Origin of the sequence: Anaerosacchariphilus polymeriproducens (assembly GCF_003363435.1) — a bacterium.
In the GTDB taxonomy this organism is placed as follows: domain Bacteria; phylum Bacillota; class Clostridia; order Lachnospirales; family Lachnospiraceae; genus Anaerosacchariphilus; species Anaerosacchariphilus polymeriproducens.
Genome location: NZ_QRCT01000050.1, coordinates 378077 through 395483, shown reverse-complemented (window position 1 = coordinate 395483; position 17407 = coordinate 378077). Strand labels below are relative to the sequence as shown.

General features: G+C 33.8%; 16 protein-coding genes and 1 other annotated feature. Of the genes, 1 reads left to right on the top strand and 15 read right to left on the bottom strand.

What is annotated here, in order from left to right; all coding sequences use genetic code 11:
* Positions 1 to 71: 71 nt before the first annotated feature.
* Positions 72 to 2579, bottom strand: coding sequence for an EAL domain-containing protein (locus DWV06_RS17260; protein ID WP_115483447.1), 2508 nt, complete (start codon positions 2577 to 2579; stop codon positions 72 to 74).
* 206 nt (positions 2580 to 2785) lie between these two features.
* On the opposite strand from DWV06_RS17260, the gene fabV reads away from it, so the two are divergent.
* Entirely contained in the window at positions 2786 to 3946 is a 1161-nt protein-coding gene (gene fabV / locus DWV06_RS17255) for an enoyl-ACP reductase FabV (RefSeq protein WP_115483446.1), read from the top strand.
* 44 nt (positions 3947 to 3990) lie between these two features.
* On the opposite strand, the gene DWV06_RS17250 is transcribed toward fabV, so the two are convergent.
* From DWV06_RS17250 to DWV06_RS17190, 14 genes are all read right to left on the bottom strand, one after another.
* Positions 3991 to 5148, bottom strand: coding sequence for a DUF4405 domain-containing protein (locus DWV06_RS17250; protein ID WP_115483445.1), 1158 nt, complete (start codon positions 5146 to 5148; stop codon positions 3991 to 3993).
* 93 nt (positions 5149 to 5241) lie between these two features.
* Positions 5242 to 5961 (bottom strand): RNA polymerase sporulation sigma factor SigF, encoded by a 720-nt coding sequence (sigF, locus tag DWV06_RS17245; RefSeq protein WP_115483444.1) that lies wholly within the window; start codon positions 5959 to 5961, stop codon positions 5242 to 5244.
* The gene (gene spoIIAB, locus DWV06_RS17240; RefSeq protein ID WP_115483443.1) at positions 5954 to 6424 is read right to left on the bottom strand and encodes an anti-sigma F factor; all 471 of its coding nucleotides are present in this window, start codon (positions 6422 to 6424) and stop codon (positions 5954 to 5956) included. The genes sigF and spoIIAB overlap by 8 nt, the downstream gene beginning before the upstream one ends.
* Positions 6425 to 6445: 21 nt before the next feature.
* Entirely contained in the window at positions 6446 to 6772 is a 327-nt protein-coding gene (locus DWV06_RS17235) for an STAS domain-containing protein (RefSeq protein WP_115483442.1), read from the bottom strand.
* Positions 6773 to 6878: 106 nt separating this feature from the next.
* Positions 6879 to 8318: a tetratricopeptide repeat protein gene (locus tag DWV06_RS17230; RefSeq protein WP_115483441.1), complete on the bottom strand. Its 1440-nt coding sequence runs from the start codon at positions 8316 to 8318 to the stop codon at positions 6879 to 6881.
* A gap of 16 nt (positions 8319 to 8334) precedes the next feature.
* On the bottom strand, positions 8335 to 8481 hold the full coding sequence (locus tag DWV06_RS18660; protein WP_193726037.1) for a hypothetical protein: 147 nt from the start codon (positions 8479 to 8481) through the stop codon (positions 8335 to 8337).
* Complete coding sequence (locus tag DWV06_RS17225; protein ID WP_115483440.1) at positions 8474 to 9772, bottom strand: bifunctional folylpolyglutamate synthase/dihydrofolate synthase; 1299 nt, start codon at positions 9770 to 9772, stop codon at positions 8474 to 8476. Before DWV06_RS17225 ends, DWV06_RS18660 begins: the two co-directional genes overlap by 8 nt.
* 216 nt (positions 9773 to 9988) lie before the next feature.
* Positions 9989 to 12643: a valine--tRNA ligase gene (locus tag DWV06_RS17220; RefSeq protein ID WP_115483439.1), complete on the bottom strand. Its 2655-nt coding sequence runs from the start codon at positions 12641 to 12643 to the stop codon at positions 9989 to 9991.
* A 105-nt stretch (positions 12644 to 12748) separates the two neighbouring features.
* Positions 12749 to 12984, bottom strand: a binding site (T-box leader).
* An 81-nt stretch (positions 12985 to 13065) separates the two neighbouring features.
* Positions 13066 to 13413 carry a hypothetical protein gene (locus tag DWV06_RS17215; RefSeq protein WP_193726036.1) on the bottom strand — a complete coding sequence of 116 codons (348 nt, stop codon included), beginning with the start codon at positions 13411 to 13413 and terminating at the stop codon, positions 13066 to 13068.
* A gap of 61 nt (positions 13414 to 13474) precedes the next feature.
* Positions 13475 to 14116, bottom strand: a complete 642-nt coding sequence (locus DWV06_RS17210; RefSeq protein ID WP_115483438.1) for a hypothetical protein — start codon at positions 14114 to 14116, stop codon at positions 13475 to 13477.
* Between the two features lie 549 nt (positions 14117 to 14665).
* Positions 14666 to 15208, bottom strand: coding sequence for an RNA 2'-phosphotransferase (locus tag DWV06_RS17205; protein ID WP_115483485.1), 543 nt, complete (start codon positions 15206 to 15208; stop codon positions 14666 to 14668).
* Between the two features lie 17 nt (positions 15209 to 15225).
* A complete protein-coding gene (locus DWV06_RS17200) occupies positions 15226 to 15585 on the bottom strand; it encodes an SMI1/KNR4 family protein (RefSeq protein ID WP_115483437.1) in 360 nt (119 codons plus the stop codon).
* Between the two features lie 2 nt (positions 15586 to 15587).
* A complete protein-coding gene (locus tag DWV06_RS18725; RefSeq protein ID WP_205027782.1) occupies positions 15588 to 17090 on the bottom strand; it encodes a hypothetical protein in 1503 nt (500 codons plus the stop codon).
* Positions 17087 to 17398 (bottom strand): hypothetical protein, encoded by a 312-nt coding sequence (locus tag DWV06_RS17190; protein WP_115483436.1) that lies wholly within the window; start codon positions 17396 to 17398, stop codon positions 17087 to 17089. The genes DWV06_RS18725 and DWV06_RS17190 overlap by 4 nt, the downstream gene beginning before the upstream one ends.
* Positions 17399 to 17407: the final 9 nt, after the last annotated feature.

The following is a 17407-nucleotide window of genomic DNA, read 5'->3' as shown; positions in this document are numbered from 1 at the left end:
TAAGAAAACATAGTACAATGTAACTTCTGGTCAAAAATGTAATTTTTCTAACGCAAAAAAGGTGCCGCATATCAGTGCGGCAACCCATAATCTAAAATCAAATCACTAATATCATTTAAAATAAAATAAAAAACTGCACGTTTATTATCTCCACCAATACATCTCATTCGTAAATATATCTGTCGTTCTTTACCAGCACCACACTTCCTTGTATAGATTATTTCCTGCTTCTTGCCGGTTTCAAGAGCAATTTTACACTTTTTTATAATCTTTTTTTGTTCAACTTCATTAACGTTTCCTAATATCTCATTCTCTTTTCCAATATTTTCTCGGGAAATACCCAGAATTTCATAAAACTCATCATTTCCTCTAACAAACTTAATTGTATTTTGATCTATGACTTCATAAATGCCAATTCCTCCGATAATGCTCTGAAACAAAATCGTAGCCTTTGGATCATTTATTGATAAATCTTCAACATTAATATTTTTGTAAATCCCTTCAAACGATTCAACGAACCATTCAAAAGTTTTATTTTCAGCTAATAATAATTCAAAATCTTGTAGAGGTATTGGTCTTGAAAAAAAGTAACCCTGTGCACTCTCACATCCTATTAATCTTAGATATTCTGCTTGTTCTCTTGTTTCCACACCTTCCGCTATTACAGGAAGTTTTAATCGTCTGGCCATTTGAACAACAGATGCCAAAATGCTGCCGGCACGTGTTGATTCTTCAAAACCATTGATAAACCGCATATCAATTTTTAAGACATCGACCGGGACATCTTTAAGCATATTTAGTGATGAATAGCCACTTCCAAAATCATCCATCAAAATTTTAAATCCACTACATTGCAACTGACTCATTATATAAAGCAATTGCTTTTCATTTTCTGTATACGCACTTTCTGTAATTTCTAATTTTAATAAACAAGGTTCTACATCATATTTTTGTACTAATGATAATAACTCACTGCAAAAATTAGAATCATACAAATGAACGCGGGATACGTTTACTGAAATAGGGTATACTTCTTTTCCTTCGCTTTTCCACAGTTGTATCCTCTTGCATACCGTTTCCCAAACATATGTATCCAATTTCGTTATAAAACCATTATGTTCAAAAATCGGTAAAAATGAACTTGGAGATAACATTCCTTTTTCCGGATGTACCCAGCGTACCAAAGCTTCTGCACTTATTATCTTTCCGGTTGATAAACTATAGACCGGTTGAAAATAAACTTCAAATTGTCTATTTTTTAATGCTGTTTCCATATCATTCAGAATGTTCTGTTCTTCCAACATTTCATTTCTTAACGTTTCATCATAAAATGCATAATGTTTCAAATAATTTCCTTTGACCGTTTTTAATGCCATAATTGCACGATCACACATAAAATTTATTGGTATTTTACGGTCTTCAATCTTATAAAATCCAAGTGCAATATTAATATCAAATTCTAATTGATAAGACTTTAACTGCTCTCTGAACTCACTGACTATAGTATCTGCCTGTTCATCTATATCAGGAAAACACATGGCAAAGACATCTACACTTAATCTGCCAACAGTCCCAAATTCTCTTGGTATTCTTAATTTCAACTGCTGCCCAACAAATTTCAGTAACCGATCACCTTCGTCCATACCAAATAAATCATTTATCATACGGAATCTCTCGATATCAGCACATACAATGATATACTTTCTTCCAGGATTCTCCATAAGCATTTCACGTGTTTTTTGATAAAAGGTATCTTTATTATAAATTCCCGTAAGTACATCTACTTCAGCTCTGTCTTTTAATTTTTGGCGAACTGTAATTTCTGCATCTACTATATTGATCGTCGCGATTACTTTTTCAACTTTTCCATCATCACCCTTAACACATGTTGCAGACAATTCACACCATGTATAAGAACTGTCTATCTTTTTCAACCGGACAAGTGCCTTTGCAAGTTTTCCCGCTTTAATTTTACCAAAAAATTCTTTTTTTAAAGTTAAGATATCGTCAGGATGAACTGCTTTTACATTACCACGATTCTCTAAGATCGACCAACTGTCCAAGTGTCCCATTACCAAATCTTTAAATCCCGGGGAACTATAAAATTTATGCTCTATAAAATTCCATTCAAGTACAAGAGTTCCTGATAATTCAACAATAATATGATAACGTTCTTCCTCTGCTTTTGTCAGACTCCGCCTCTTCTCACTGGTAACAATTGCATTATCAATTCTTTTAATCGTCAAAGAACTGAAGGGTTTTACTATTATATCATCTGCCCCTGCTTCTAAAGCAGAAGCTTCCATTTTTATATCCCTGTTTTCTAACATGGCGATAACTGGTATCCTAGAAATAATTTCATCCTCTTTAATCGCTTGTAAAACTTTAAGTTCATTCTTTTTCTTTCCAGAGACAGCAAGAATGATTACGTCAATTTCCTGTCCTTTACTAGAAAGGATTTCCATTGCCTCAATCCTATTTTCTGTCTGAAAAATATTGTACTCATCCTTGAGTAATATTGAAAGATCAATTCCACTATCTCTTGCCTGATCGATCATTAACATATTTCTTTGTACCAATTACGTCCACCTGCCTCTTCGATATGTCAAACAACTATTTATATTTTATTCTAATACAACAAAATTCGCAACATTTTTATTGAATTTTAGAATTATTTTTTTAAATTATTCCAGAATTTGTAATTGTTTTATTACCTTCTCTATGATAAAATATTGTTTGATATTCAAAATAAATAAATATGAAAGAAAATACAAGGAGAATAACTATGATTATCGAACCAAAAGTAAGAGGTTTTATTTGCACGACAGCTCATCCGACCGGCTGTAAAGAAAATGTAAAACGACAGATTACATATATAAAAAATTTAGGTGAAATTAATGGACCTAAAAAGGTTTTGGTAATCGGAGCTTCCACTGGATATGGATTAGCTTCCAGAATTGCTGCTACCTATTGTTTAAATGCTTCTACTATTGGAGTAATGTTTGAAAAAGAATCGAATGGTAAAAGAACAGCTACTCCTGGTTTTTATAATACAATGGCATTTGAAGAATTTGCTGACCAAGATGGTCATTATGCCAAATCCATAAATGGAGATGCATTTTCTCAAGAAGTGAAAGCGCAAGTAATTGATTTGATAAAAAATGATTGGGGAAAAGTAGATATGATTATTTATAGTCTTGCTTCCCCCAGAAGAACAACTGCAGACGGCACAACTTATCAATCTGTATTGAAAACAACAGATGGTGAGTTCACCAATAAATCATGGAATTTAAAGGATAATACAATCTCAGAGGCTACGATAACAGCTGCTACAGAAGAAGAAGTCCAAGGTACTGTTAAAGTAATGGGTGGTGAAGATTGGATTGATTGGATGAAAGCTTTATCTGATGCTGATGTTCTTGCTGAAAATGCTACTACAATTGCATTCTCTTACATTGGTCCTAAATTGACCTACCCGGTCTATTATAACGGCACTATCGGAATGGCTAAAAAACATCTGCAAGAGTCAGCTTCTTTTATCAATGAAAACTTTAAGTCAAAAGGGTTGCATGCATATATTTCAGTAAACAAAGCACTCGTAACACAAGCCAGCAGCGCTATACCGATCGTCCCACTCTATTTTGCTATCCTTTATAAAGTAATGAAGCAAAAAAATATTCATGAAGGCTGTATTGAACAGATTGGAAGATTACTTCATGAAAAATTATTTTCCGATTCTATCCCTGTTGATGAGGAAGGACGTATCCGCTTGGATGATTATGAAATGAGACCTGATATTCAAGAAGAAGTAATGGATATTTGGAATAAAATAAATTCGGAAAATATTGAAGAATTAGCAGATATTGAAGGTTATTGGGAAGATTTCTATCATATGTTCGGTTTTCATTTCGAAAATATTGATTATAGCGTAGACGTTGAATTATAATTTTCTAACTCCGGGCAGTTTTTGAAAACTACCCGGAATTTTTTTCACACGATACTCTCTTCTTGTTTTTTCTTGTCTTTTCTTTTTATTAATTTAAAAGTATAATAAGTTCCGGCTATATATAGTCCCATAATTGGTATATAATCTCCAAATACTTTTACAAATGAATCTCTATCAACTTTAATCGTAATATCATCCTTTTCATCAACAGCTATACCTGCACTGACTTTTTCTTTATATTCTTTCGAAATTTCCTGTACTTTTTCTTGTCCAATACCACATTGAGGCGTCAATAAAGAACAATGTTTTCCACAGCCATCACAATAAAGACCACCTAAATAATCCTTTAATCCTTCTTCTGTTTCTGAGGAAACATCATGATTCAACGTTGTATCCTCTGTTCCCAAAACCTGAGTTTTGTAATATTCAACAGCCTGTTTCTCCTGACGTCTGCCTTTTCCACATTGGGGTTCCAATAGAGTACACTGTTTTCCACAGCCTGTACATATAAGCCTTCCTAAAAATTCATCTTTGCTTTCTCCTTCTTTTACTGTCTCAGTAAATGTTCTTTTTTCATCTTTTTTCCCTGACTGCTTTTTTGATTTTCCTGTATTTTTATCCCCTTTCATATTTGCTGCTGCCATTGTACTTGGAATATATTTTAATGCAATTCCTCGATCAAACGAAGATTTCACGCCCAATACTGCCATTAATAATGCAATCACCCTGAGAAGCATTGTTCGGATCTTATTCTTATCCTTGACAGCAAATACTTTTCTTCCCATCTGCATTATCATATTCCAATGAAGTCCTAAATGGATTGAAATAAGAATAAAGGCAGTATATGCAGTAATTTTATGCATAAATATCCATGGTGCCTTATCAGTAATCTGAATAAAATTTAATATTTCTCTTGACATAAACAACGAACTTATCATTAATGCAATTATATCAATAACTAATAATAAATTTACAATGATCCAAACCATTTGTACAGAAAAAAAAGATATCCTTTTTAATTGAGCCGGCAGCTGCTTAAACCACTTATAATTTAATATACAATGAAATACAAATAAAACAAATATAGTAATTCCTAATACTTCATGTACGAAATTACCTGTGGCTGAATAACCCATTAAAAAAATCATTAAAACTGTCATTACGATATCTATAGCAATCTTTAGTACTTTATTTTTTGCCATACTATCCCTCCTAATATTGTTTTTGATTTATTATATTAGAAAGTTATGTTTACTTTTTGAAAACTTTATGAATATTTTATTATTATTTAATATTTAATTGTTTATCATTTGCCGCATTCTTAATAACGTTTTCTTTTCAATCCTCGATACCTGAACTTGACTGATTTCCAACTTCTTGGCTACTTCCGCTTGTGTTTTCTCTAAAAAATACCGCATATAAATAATGGTTTTTTCTTTTTCTTCCAGTTTATCCATCAATTGTTGAAGGACCAAATGATTTAATAATTCTTCATTTGGGTTTTTATCTTCTTCAATTTTATCCATAAGACTTATGGCACTTCCATCCCCCTGATAAATTGTTTTCTGCAACGATTCTACTTCTCCTACTGCTTCTAGAGCCATTACGATATCTTCACGTTCCATATTCAATTCTTGCGCTATTTCTTCTAATGTAGGTTCTCTATTTAAAGTTCCATTTAAAGAATCTTTTGTAATTCTGACTTTGTTAGCAATTTCTTTTAGGGAGCGACTTACTTTGATCATCCCATCATCCCGTAAGAATCGTTTCACCTCGCCCGTAATCATTGGAACAGCATAAGTAGAAAATTTCACATCAAAACTCAAGTCAAATTTATCAATTGCTTTCATTAATCCAATGGTTCCAATTTGAAAAAGATCTTCCATTTCATGCCCTCTTCCGGCAAATCTACGAATAATACTTTTGACCAATCCCAGATTATCTTGAACTAATTTATCCCTTGCACCTTTATCTCCTTCTTGTGACCGTTTAATTAGTTCCATTACTTTATCCATTTAATTCGTCTCCTGAAACTCGAAAAGTAGATGAATTTTCTATCTTTTTTTTCATTGTAACGGTAGTTCCTATCCCAACTTCTGATATCACATCTACCTGGTCCATAAAAGCTTCCATAAATGCAAAGCCCATACCAGAACGTTCTAACTCAGGTTTGGTCGTAAATAGAGGCTCCATCGCTTTTTTAATATCTGCAATTCCTTTTCCCTTATCAGAAATACTTACTACAATCTCATCCTCTTGCATAATACATCGAATAAAGATCTTTCCCCTTTTTTTCTCATATCCATGTATAATTGAATTGGTCACCGCTTCTGAAACTGCTGTCTTTACATCCGCAACCTCTTCCACTGTTGGATTCAATTGTGTTAAAAAAGCTGCAACAGCAACTCTTGCAAATCCTTCATTTTCTGATTTGCTGTCAAACTCAATCTGCATTTCATTGGTTTGTTTTGTATTCATATTGACCTCCCTTATTCTCTCCTATATTTGTTTTGGCATTTCATCATAAGTCGTTATGATTTTATTGAGTCCTGATAATAAAAAAATACGTTTCACTCTATCATTTGTATGTACTGCAATCACGTTTCCCCCTGAAAATTTAACCTTTTTGTATCTTCCCATTATAGTACCAATTCCCGAGCTATCCATAAAAACAGTGTCTTGAAAATCAAATATAATACTTTGAATATTTTCACGTTCTATATATCTATCTGCTTCCTTCCTTATCATCTCAGCATTATGATGATCCAATTCTTTTGGGACTCGGATAACCAGCCAAGTTCCTATCACATCAAAATTATTATACATTAAATTTCCTCCTATCATAATTTATATAATTTTAAAAAGACGCCAATTATAATTGACGTCTTTTGTGTGAGTGATCTTTCATCTAGTTCATTTTTAAATTATACAATTATTCAGTCGTCGGTTGATTCATACCATTATCAGGACTACCATTTTGAGCACCGTCCGTTTGTTGATTTTCATTTACCTGCAGCTGACTAATATAATCCTGAGCTGTGGATGCCTCTGCAGTACCCGGCATCAATTCTATTACTTTTTGATAAGTAGCAATTGCCTTTTCTTTGTCCTCTAACTTTCTATACGCTTCTGCCAAATGGAAAATCGCATCTCCCGAAGAATATTTCTCATCGATTGCAATTACCTGTTCTAATTTTGCAGCTGCCAGAGAATAGTCTCTCCGGTAATAAGCAGATTTACCCTCTGTATACAAACTTCCTACCAATTTCTCATTAAGTTCTGATTTAAAAGTCTCATAAATCCCTTTACAAGCCTCTGATAATTGATCCGGGTTAACTGCTGTAAGGGCCTGATATGCTGCATTATCATCTTTTCCCATATATGCATTTAATGCAGTAACGAACTGTTCATATGAAGTAACTACAGCTTCACTATCCTGGGCTTTTTTTAAAGAAGCTTCTGCTTCTTGTTTTGCTTCTTCCACTTTCGCTTTCAGGCTACTGATATTAGCGTTCTTTGATGCAATCTGTTCATTTGCTTTCACAAGTGCCTTGGTCGCATCACTGTTTGAAGATTGCTTAATCGACGGTACAATTAAGAACCAGGCAACACAAAGTCCGATTAATATTCCTATTCCTATATTGACCACTATCGATATTCCTGAAAAATCCTTGAGACCTGTAGGTTGTATAATGACCTCATTCCCATTGACATAAGAAACTTTATCGGATTTTTTCTTAACAACAGAAGCACCTTTATGCATCTGCTCTTTCACTTCTCTTAGATAACGCAGTGTTGTGGTATTATTCGTATCTATCTTAATAGCTGTATTTAAAGCTTTTCTTGCCTTCTCCCACTCTCCTTGTTTCATATACAATAAGGCAATTAATTGATGCCCTTGAATTAACTTTGGATTTAAGGATAATACTTTCTTTAATTGTATAATTGCTAAATCTTCACTTTCCTGTTGACAGTACAACAAAGCCTGATTATACTTCTTTATTGTTTGATTAACAGCATCTAAACGTCCCTGATTTGATTGGACTGCTTTCAAATAATCATCTGCCAAATTATGTTGGGACTGCATGCTCTTACTTATCACCCATTCTCCAAGAGCCTTCACTGTTTCGCCCATTTCATTATAGACCAGCCCTAACAGATTACGGGCCTGGATATTTTCTTTATTATATTTCAAACTCTTCTTTAAAGAAGTAACTGCTCCAGATAAATCACGTACTGTGGCTTTTTCCAATCCCACATTATAGTAATGATTGGATAAGCGTAATATTTTTTTGTAAACAGCTACATCTACCCCACACTCTGTACAAAAATCAGAATCAGTCAATGTGGCTTTGCAATTAAAACAATTCATTTTACTCTCCACCTTACTATTGTTGTGTATGTTTCGTCTCTTTCATAAGTTGTACTAATATATCTGTCATATCAGTTAAATCCTGACTATAAATAATCTCTTCTGCCTCTTCCACTTCCAAGCTTGGATGAAATTTTTTCAATTCTTCTTCAAAATCAATCATGATAATACCTCCTAATAACGCCCTTCAATTCTCCTATCATATAAAGGGAACCAACTGCAAACACAATCCCGTTTTCACCTTTTTTTTCAAGAGCTTTTGAAAATGCTGTTTCTATTTTTCTTTCTGCAATAATTTCTGATTCTGTATATTTGCGAAATGTTGTTTCTAACTCATTCATAGAAGCCGCTCTCTCGTTACTTATCTGCGTGACTATGATACATTCAGGTGAAAGACCCGTAGCAATTCTTTCTATCATTTTTTTATAATATTTATCTTTTAATGCGGAAAACAGTATAATAAGTTTTCTACCTTTTACAAGTTCATTTGCTGTTTCCAGAAATGCTTTTACTCCGTCTTCATTATGAGCTCCATCTAAAATGACTCCATCTAAAACCTGCTCCATCCTGCCTTCCCATTTCACATTTATAATTGCACTTCTTAATTGTTCTGTTGAAATTTCACGCGAAATCTCTAAGGTTTCAAGCGCTTTGATTGCTAAGGCAGCATTCATTACCTGATATTTGGCAACAAATGGCACAGTAATACTAGTACAATAATAACTACTCTGGAAATAAAAATCAATATTTTTTTCAGTAATTTTAGAAATCTTAACAGAATCTTTCGTAATTTTTAAGTTTGGGCTAAGACATTCCTCTGCCTTTCTCTCAATCACCCTGGCTGCCGTTTCATTATTTCCATCAAATATGATTGGAATATGTGGTTTAATGATACCTGCTTTTGCCTTTGCTATTTTTTCAATACTATCTCCTAAAATGTCTGTATGATCTAGACTAATTGATGTAATAATAGCAGCAACAGGCTTTTCTACTGCATTGGTAGCATCTAGTTCTCCTCCTAAACCTGTTTCCAAAACTGCATACTCTACCTTTTCTTTACGAAAAACAAAAAGAGACATGGCGAAAATAAACTCAAAAAAATTAGGATAATGATACCCTTGTTCTTCCATTTTGTTTGCAATTTTTTCTACACTTTGAAAGGCCTCTAAAAAGATTTCTTTCGAAATCATTTCACCATTGATCTTAATTCTTTCACGTATATCCTCCAAATGCGGAGACGTGAATAAACCAACTTTTCTTTCTGTCTGCGATAATAATGATGCTAAATATGCACAGACAGACCCCTTTCCATTCGTCCCTGCCACATGAATGATCTTTAATTTTTTTTCCGGACTGCCTAATTCTTTAAGCAACTGCTTTGTATTGTCTAGAGTATGTTTTTTGGTAAATTTTGAAATTCCCATGATATACTCTACTGTCTCTTCGTAATTCAAAAAAAACACCACTCTTTTGTTTGATAAGATTCTCTTACCATTATAATATAGTAACAATATTATGCAAGCAGTTTCTATTTTTGGATTTTACTTTTTCTCATTCTAATTCTACCAAATATTTCCTCTATCTTCTCTGGTCGACGACAGAAATGAATTCAGGGATTGAAATAATAGAATTTTATATCTTTTACTACTTCAATCCCTGTTCTTAGTCATTTATTTTTTTAATTGTGCTAATCTTTCTTTTATCTCTGCCATCATACTTTCATATTTTGCAAGTTTTTCTCTTTCTTCTTGAATTTTCGCTTCCGGTGCTTTATTCATAAATTTTTCATTACTTAACATTCCATTCACGCGATTTAGTTCTTTGGTCAAACGTTCTTCTTCTTTGGTCAAACGCTCCATTTCTTTTTCAAAATCTATCAAATCTTCCATCGGCATATAAATCACTGCATTAGGAATTACAAGAGAAACTGCATCTTGAGAAATTCCTTCCTTCGTTGATTGAATACGGATTTTGCTCGCTAACATAAGAGATTGATAGCTCTGTTTCATATTTTCTAATACTTCACATGTTACGGTATCTTGCAGTACTAAATATACTTTTGCTTTTCTACTAGGCGGTACATTCATTTCTGCTCTCACATTTCGAATTGCACGAACTGCTTCTTTCACTAATTCTACCGATTCTGATGCTAATGAAAAATTCCAATCTTCTTTGTATTGTGGCCATTGAGAGATCATAATAGACTCTTCTTCGTTCTGCAATGTACAAAAGATTTCTTCTGAGATAAATGGCATAAATGGATGCAATAATTTTAATGATTCAATCAGCACTTTCTTTAATGTCCATAATGCAATATCTGCAGAGTCCTCATTGTACTCCCTTTTATAAAGTCTAAATTTTGCAATTTCTATATACCAGTCACAGAACTCTTCCCAAATAAAATCATATACTTTTTGAACCGCAATTCCCAACTCGAATTTCTCCATATTCTCTGTCACGTCTTGAATCAACTGATTTAATTGAGATAAAATCCAGCGATCCTCAGTTTTTAAATGGAAAAGTTCCGGTTCTTCCAGCTCTTTATCCTGAAGGTTCATCATAATAAAACGAGATGCATTCCATATTTTGTTTGCAAAATTCCGGCTTGCCTCAACTCTCTCATAATAGAAACGCATATCATTTCCCGGTGCATTCCCTGTTACCAGTGTAAGACGTAATGCATCTGCACCATATTGTTCAATAATTTCTAACGGATCAATACCATTACCTAATGATTTACTCATTTTGCGTCCTTGAGAATCTCTTATTAATCCATGGAATAATACAGTATCAAATGGTTTTTTCCCCATATGTTCGAATCCTGAGAATACCATACGGATAACCCAGAAGAACAAAATATCATATCCTGTTACCAGTACATTCGTTGGATAGAAATAGTCTAAATCTTCTGTTTTCTCCGGCCAGCCCAAAGTAGAGAATGGCCATAATGCAGAACTGAACCAGGTATCAAGCGTATCTTCGTCCTGTGTCATATGTTCATTTCCACATTTTGGACAAACGGAGGGCTTATCTGCTTCCTTGGCAACGACAACCTCTCCACATTGCTCACAATAGTAAGCTGGAATTCGATGTCCCCACCAAAGCTGTCTTGAGATACACCAGTCCCGGATATTATCTGTCCAGTTGAAATAACTCTTATCCATTCTTTCTGGTAACAATTGAATATCCCCGGTTTTGACTGCTTCAACTGCCGGTTTGATCAACTCATCCATCTTAACGAACCATTGTTGTTTTACAAGAGGTTCTACCGTTGTATTGCAACGATCATGTGTCCCAACATTATGGGTATGATCTTCTACTTTCACTAATAGACCTAATTCATCTAATTCTTTTATAATAGCTTTTCTTGCATCATATCGGTCCATTCCTTCGAATTTCCCGCCTTTTGCATTGATTGTGGCGTCATCATTCATAACGTTGATTTCAGGTAGATTATGTCTTTTCCCAACTTCAAAATCGTTAGGATCATGAGCCGGAGTAATCTTTACGACACCGGTTCCAAATTCTTTATCTACATAGGTGTCTGCAACTACTGGAATTTCTTTGTTCAAAATAGGCAATACTACCATTTTTCCAATCAGATGCTGATATCTTTCATCTTCCGGATGTACTGCAACTGCTGTATCTCCAAGCATTGTCTCTGGTCTGGTCGTAGCAATTTCCACAAATTCATCCGTACCTGCTACCGGATATTTAATATGCCAGAAATGACCTGCCTGTTCTTCATGCTCTACCTCTGCATCGGAAATAGATGTCTGACATATTGGACACCAGTTTATGATTCTGGAACCTTTGTATATAAGACCTTTTTCATATAATTTCACAAATACTTCTTCTACTGCTTTGGAACAGCCTTTATCCATAGTGAAACGTTCTCTGTCCCAGTCTGCAGAAGAACCGATTTTTTTCAACTGATTAATGATTCGTCCACCGTATTCTTTTTTCCATTCCCAAGCCCGCTCTAGGAATTTTTCTCTTCCTAATTCTTCTTTATCAATGCCTTCTTCTTTCAAGGCCTCTATAATTTTGACTTCGGTCGCAATGCTGGCATGATCGGTGCCCGGCTGCCAAAGTGCATTATATCCCTGCATTCTTTTATAACGTATCAAAATATCCTGCAACGTATTGTCTAACGCATGTCCCATATGAAGCTGCCCTGTGATATTAGGAGGCGGCATCACTATGGTAAATGGTTTTCTGCTTCTATCTACCTTTGCACTGAAGAATTTGTTGTCCTCCCATTTTTTGTATATTCTGTCTTCTAACCCTTGAGGATTATAAGTCTTTTCTAATTCTTTTCCCATGATTCCATTCCTTTCTTTCTTTTTTTGAGCAAAGTGTTTCCTACCTTTGATCTTAATAGGAATTGTATAGCAATTTCCTATATCAAAAAAACGCCCTTTACTTCTGTAAAGGGCGAATATATCGCGGTACCACCTTTTTTATATATTACTTCGTATTAAGTAATATATATCTTAAGAGTCTTTTAACGTTGACAAAGCGTGACTGCCTAATAAAGTTATCTTGTTCAGCAATCCGGTTCAAAAGCTACCTTCCAGATACATTTCTCAAAGATGCCTTTCAGCCGGTGAGCATCTCTCTCTTTTAAGTCTATATCTGTACTCCTCTTTCTCATTACCTTTTCATTTTGAATTACAATCTTAACTTTATATTAGTGAAAAATTTTTGGAATGTCAAGCTTTTTGTTCTAGCTTTCTTAAACATGTTATACAAACTTTTCAAGAAAATCCTCTAGCACTCTTTTTGTGACATATCCTTTATTAACCATTCTCTTTTCTACCTCTATTATGATTTCCGAATTTTTTTTCATAAATGAACGTCCTAATTCATTGTCGAATGCTCTTAGAGCATCTATGCACATTTCAAATAATTCTTCATCATCAAAAGAAATTAACTTACATATTATATTTAACTCTTCCACACTCCTTTGATTATCAAGACAATATACTAATTTTTTCTGCCAATCCAAATCTTTATTTAATACTAATATATTCTTTACTTTATCTCTAATTTCCTTTTTACTACAGTACATATTAGAGTTCTTCTTCATCATCCGAAAATCTTCCAATCATTTCACATAAAGCCGTAAAATCCCATAATTTTTTTGCCTTCCATTACACTTCCATCACATAATCATCTACGATTTTTATGTAAAATTTATCACCAATTTTTACTAAGGAGTTCCACTCGTATAAGTTTCCTAAAAAGTCAATATAAATAGTAATATTCTTTGAACCTTTTTCTCCAATTCTTTGTAAATTTATACTTTTGTTACTAATCATATTATTAATACGTTCTGCTAATTCAGCTTCATCTTCTGAAAAACCAATGATACTATTTATAATATCATTAAATTCTAAATACTCTGTTATGCCAAATCCACATTTAAAGTTGTTTAATAATATGTTGTAAAGGTCTTGTTTATTTACTTGTTGTATATTTTTTAATAACTCTCTATCAACATAGCTAATTTCAACAAGCTCTTCGTATTCCTCCTCATCAAACACTAAAGGAATGTACATATAATCATCTTTCAATAAGTACTCTTTCGTTGGTACTGTGATAATAATGTCACCTGCTTTTCTTATCTCAGAATAATAATACAAATCTGTTCCATAATTTAATTTCAACTCTAACCTATCATTAGCATAAGATATAAATCCTATTAAACTACCATTATGAAAAATTGTATCATTTTTTTTCATTTCTAACCAGTCCTTATAATCTCCAGTTACTTTGTAAATATATTTATCCATAAACTTTCTCCTTATTTTAATGCCGGTATATCGTAAGCGCTTAGTTTCCAAGTTCCATTTATTTATATGTTTCATCTTTTCAATTCTTTTTATTTTTGAGTGCTATTATTTCACCTCTACATATTATATGTTCTTAATTCCATTAACTTTCAAGTGGAATTATTGAGTCTAGGATTTACTACTTTATCAGCTTACGATGGGTTTTATCCCTAGTTGTCTTGGCTTTTAAAAGTATTGGTACTATTTCAGTTTTATTCTTCATCATCTACTATCAATATAATTTTAACTAAAAAAATACCGACACTATTGCAGTATCGATATTTCAATTACAACGATATTTCTTATACTTTAGGTTGAAAGGGGGATAAGGTGGTAAAGATTTTACAAAGTATTTTTAGTTTCTTCAACTAGAATTAACTTTTCAATTTCTCCTGCCACTCTGCCCCCTTTTCCCCTACTCACTACTTTATTTAGATTATGCAGTAAATTATTTATATACTTCTAATCACTTATAACAATCATATTTTTATGCTATTAGATTAAAGCTAATTATGAAGTGACTTTTATATATTTGCTTGGTATATTATCACCTAACCATACTTTATCATTACCTAAATAAAACTTAACTCCTTCATCCCAAGCCCTTTTAGCATCAATTTCAAGAATAATTGGCTTATCATCACGTCTTTTACCAACTTGAAGTGCAGTTTCGATATCATTCGATAAATGAACATATTGTCTTCCTTTTGGTAATAGACCTTTATTCTCTATTGACTCTAAAAAACGCCTTGCAGTTCCATGAAATAATATTACTGGCGGTTCTGAACTTTCTTTTACTATCTTCTTCGGTACAGAATGCCCATATAAAGCTCTAATTTTACCATCAACTAATTCATGTCTCTTCTTATCTGAACTCTCAATTATATGCTCTAAATCTTCTATTGTTACACTTTCCCATTTACTATTTTCTTTTAAAGCAGTCAATAATTGTTCTACACTAACCCACCCGTTTTCATCTAACTCCAATTCATACTCCCAAGGAGCATGTCTAAGAGCGTATGATATCTCCTTACTTAATTGCAAATAGTTAATAAGACTCATCTCCTTTTTTATTCTCTATTGAATTCAATCATTTCACTAATGGCGTCTTCTAACCAAGCCCAAAAATCATTATATTCTTTTCTTTGCTCATAACCTTCTGATGCAAAATCATGTATTATTTGGACTTTCTCACCTTTACCTACTTCAAAGCATGCTATATCATCATTGTCATCTCGTCTTGCAAAAGGTATTAGATTTCTATTAGGGTACCTTTCTGTAACTCCTTTTAACCTATTTAACACCCTTTCTTCATCCATTATATACCACAAATCAAAATCTAATAAATTTAATTCTATTGCTTTGATAAATGAATCTGGATATTGAAACCCATCAATTCCTAATTTCTTTTCTAAAATTTCTATATTCATAATTATTTACCTATCCTTTCCATAGTATCTGCTCCAAATGGATTATTATTTCTAAATGATGATTTTTGCTTTCCAATTCTTAATTCAATTGCCTCTCCCCATGTTTTTGGAACACCCTTTTTAGTTGTAAATCTATCAATTAGATTTTCTGGTAGAAGCTCATTAGCATCATGAATAATCGCTTGTGCATCTATTCCTGCCTCTCTTGCTGCAACTACTCTTGTATTATCTATTGTAGTCAACTTACCATCACTCATTTTAATAACATCAATCGGGTCACCCTTCCAACCATTTGCTTTCATGCTACTAATTATTTCATCTGCACCATTAATTGAACTTTGACTAAATCTTATTTCATTTGCACTTACTGATACAGGTTGTCTAACCCCCTTATTAATATTAGAAGTCCCTTCTGCTGCATCATCAACCTTTGACACCCCTTCCACTATCTCATCTGACTTAGCCAGCGTCTTAGCATACTTCGAAATCTTACCAATTGCAAAATCAATCCCAATCAAATCAGTAACAACATAGGCCGCTGCATAGGCTGTACCTTTTTTATCTAAGGTATCACTTGCCTGCTGGCTGATATTCTCTACCAGACTAAAAGGATCATTCAAATAGCCTTTCAACGTATCTGTCATTGCGTTCGCCTTGTCAATGGTATCAATGGACCATTTGGATGGATGATCCTTTAAAAGATATTCCACCGATGCCGGAATCGCCGGAATATAGGTAATGATGATTGCTCCGATTCCCACAAAGAAATCCTTAACCGCATCCCAGGCTCCTTCCAGTTGTGCCAGCATTGTTTGAACTCGGTCAACACTCCAGTCAGTATAGAACTCAATAACATTGGTATATTTTCCATACATAATAGTGGCCTTGCCACTAAAATAAATATCTTTTGCTTGAAACTCCAACGCCGCCTTTAAAATTTTATCCAAACGACATGACTCAACTTCTATAGCGGTTGCACAAGCAGGCATCTTATTCGTTTTAATATCAAGCAGCGTTTTAAAATATCCGTTTTTCTGATTGGTCGCCTCATCTATGATTGCCATTACAACAACGCCGGCAGCAACTGCGATTTTTCCCGGAATATCTTGTACGACAGACAGGCTGTTCCCATCCAGATCTGCCGGAATATCGTAGAACTGTACCGCCCTCAACTTGATCGTTGCAACATTCGCTGCAAGATCCAGAAAATCAATCCGCATATCCAATTCTTCATTTTTTGGAGCGATGATATCATACATGGATAGGTTATAATCCTTGACGCTATTTTTGATATCTTCTAATGCTGATATCATATCTTCATATTTCTTAAGTATTCTTTCTCCCAGATCATATAAGCTGCTCACCGTTTTGGACTCTTGCCTGCGAAGCTCTTTTTGTACTTTTTTTATCGCATCAGCTGCATCGCTTAATGCATGTATATAGCCTACGGTATAAGTATGAATTCTGTCAAGCTTACTATAATTTATTCTTATGTCCAGTTTCATTTTGCGATCTCCCTTAGATTCTTCTCGGAGTCCGCATCAGTATCTTCAAACATTTTCACGACATCCTCTACCCCTTTTTCATATTGCTCTAATTGCAGCAACAATTTCTTATCAAAGATATCACGCATATTGTCTAACACCGCTATCATGGAATCTGCATAACTGCTGTTAAATTCTTCAAATATTCCCACCGTATCGTTGATATACGATTTGGATGCATTTTCCAGTGCTGCTTTCGCCGCCGGGATCTGACTGGCACTTCTTTTTATTCTTTCCGGATTTATCTTGATAACATCGTTATTTCCCATTGATCACTC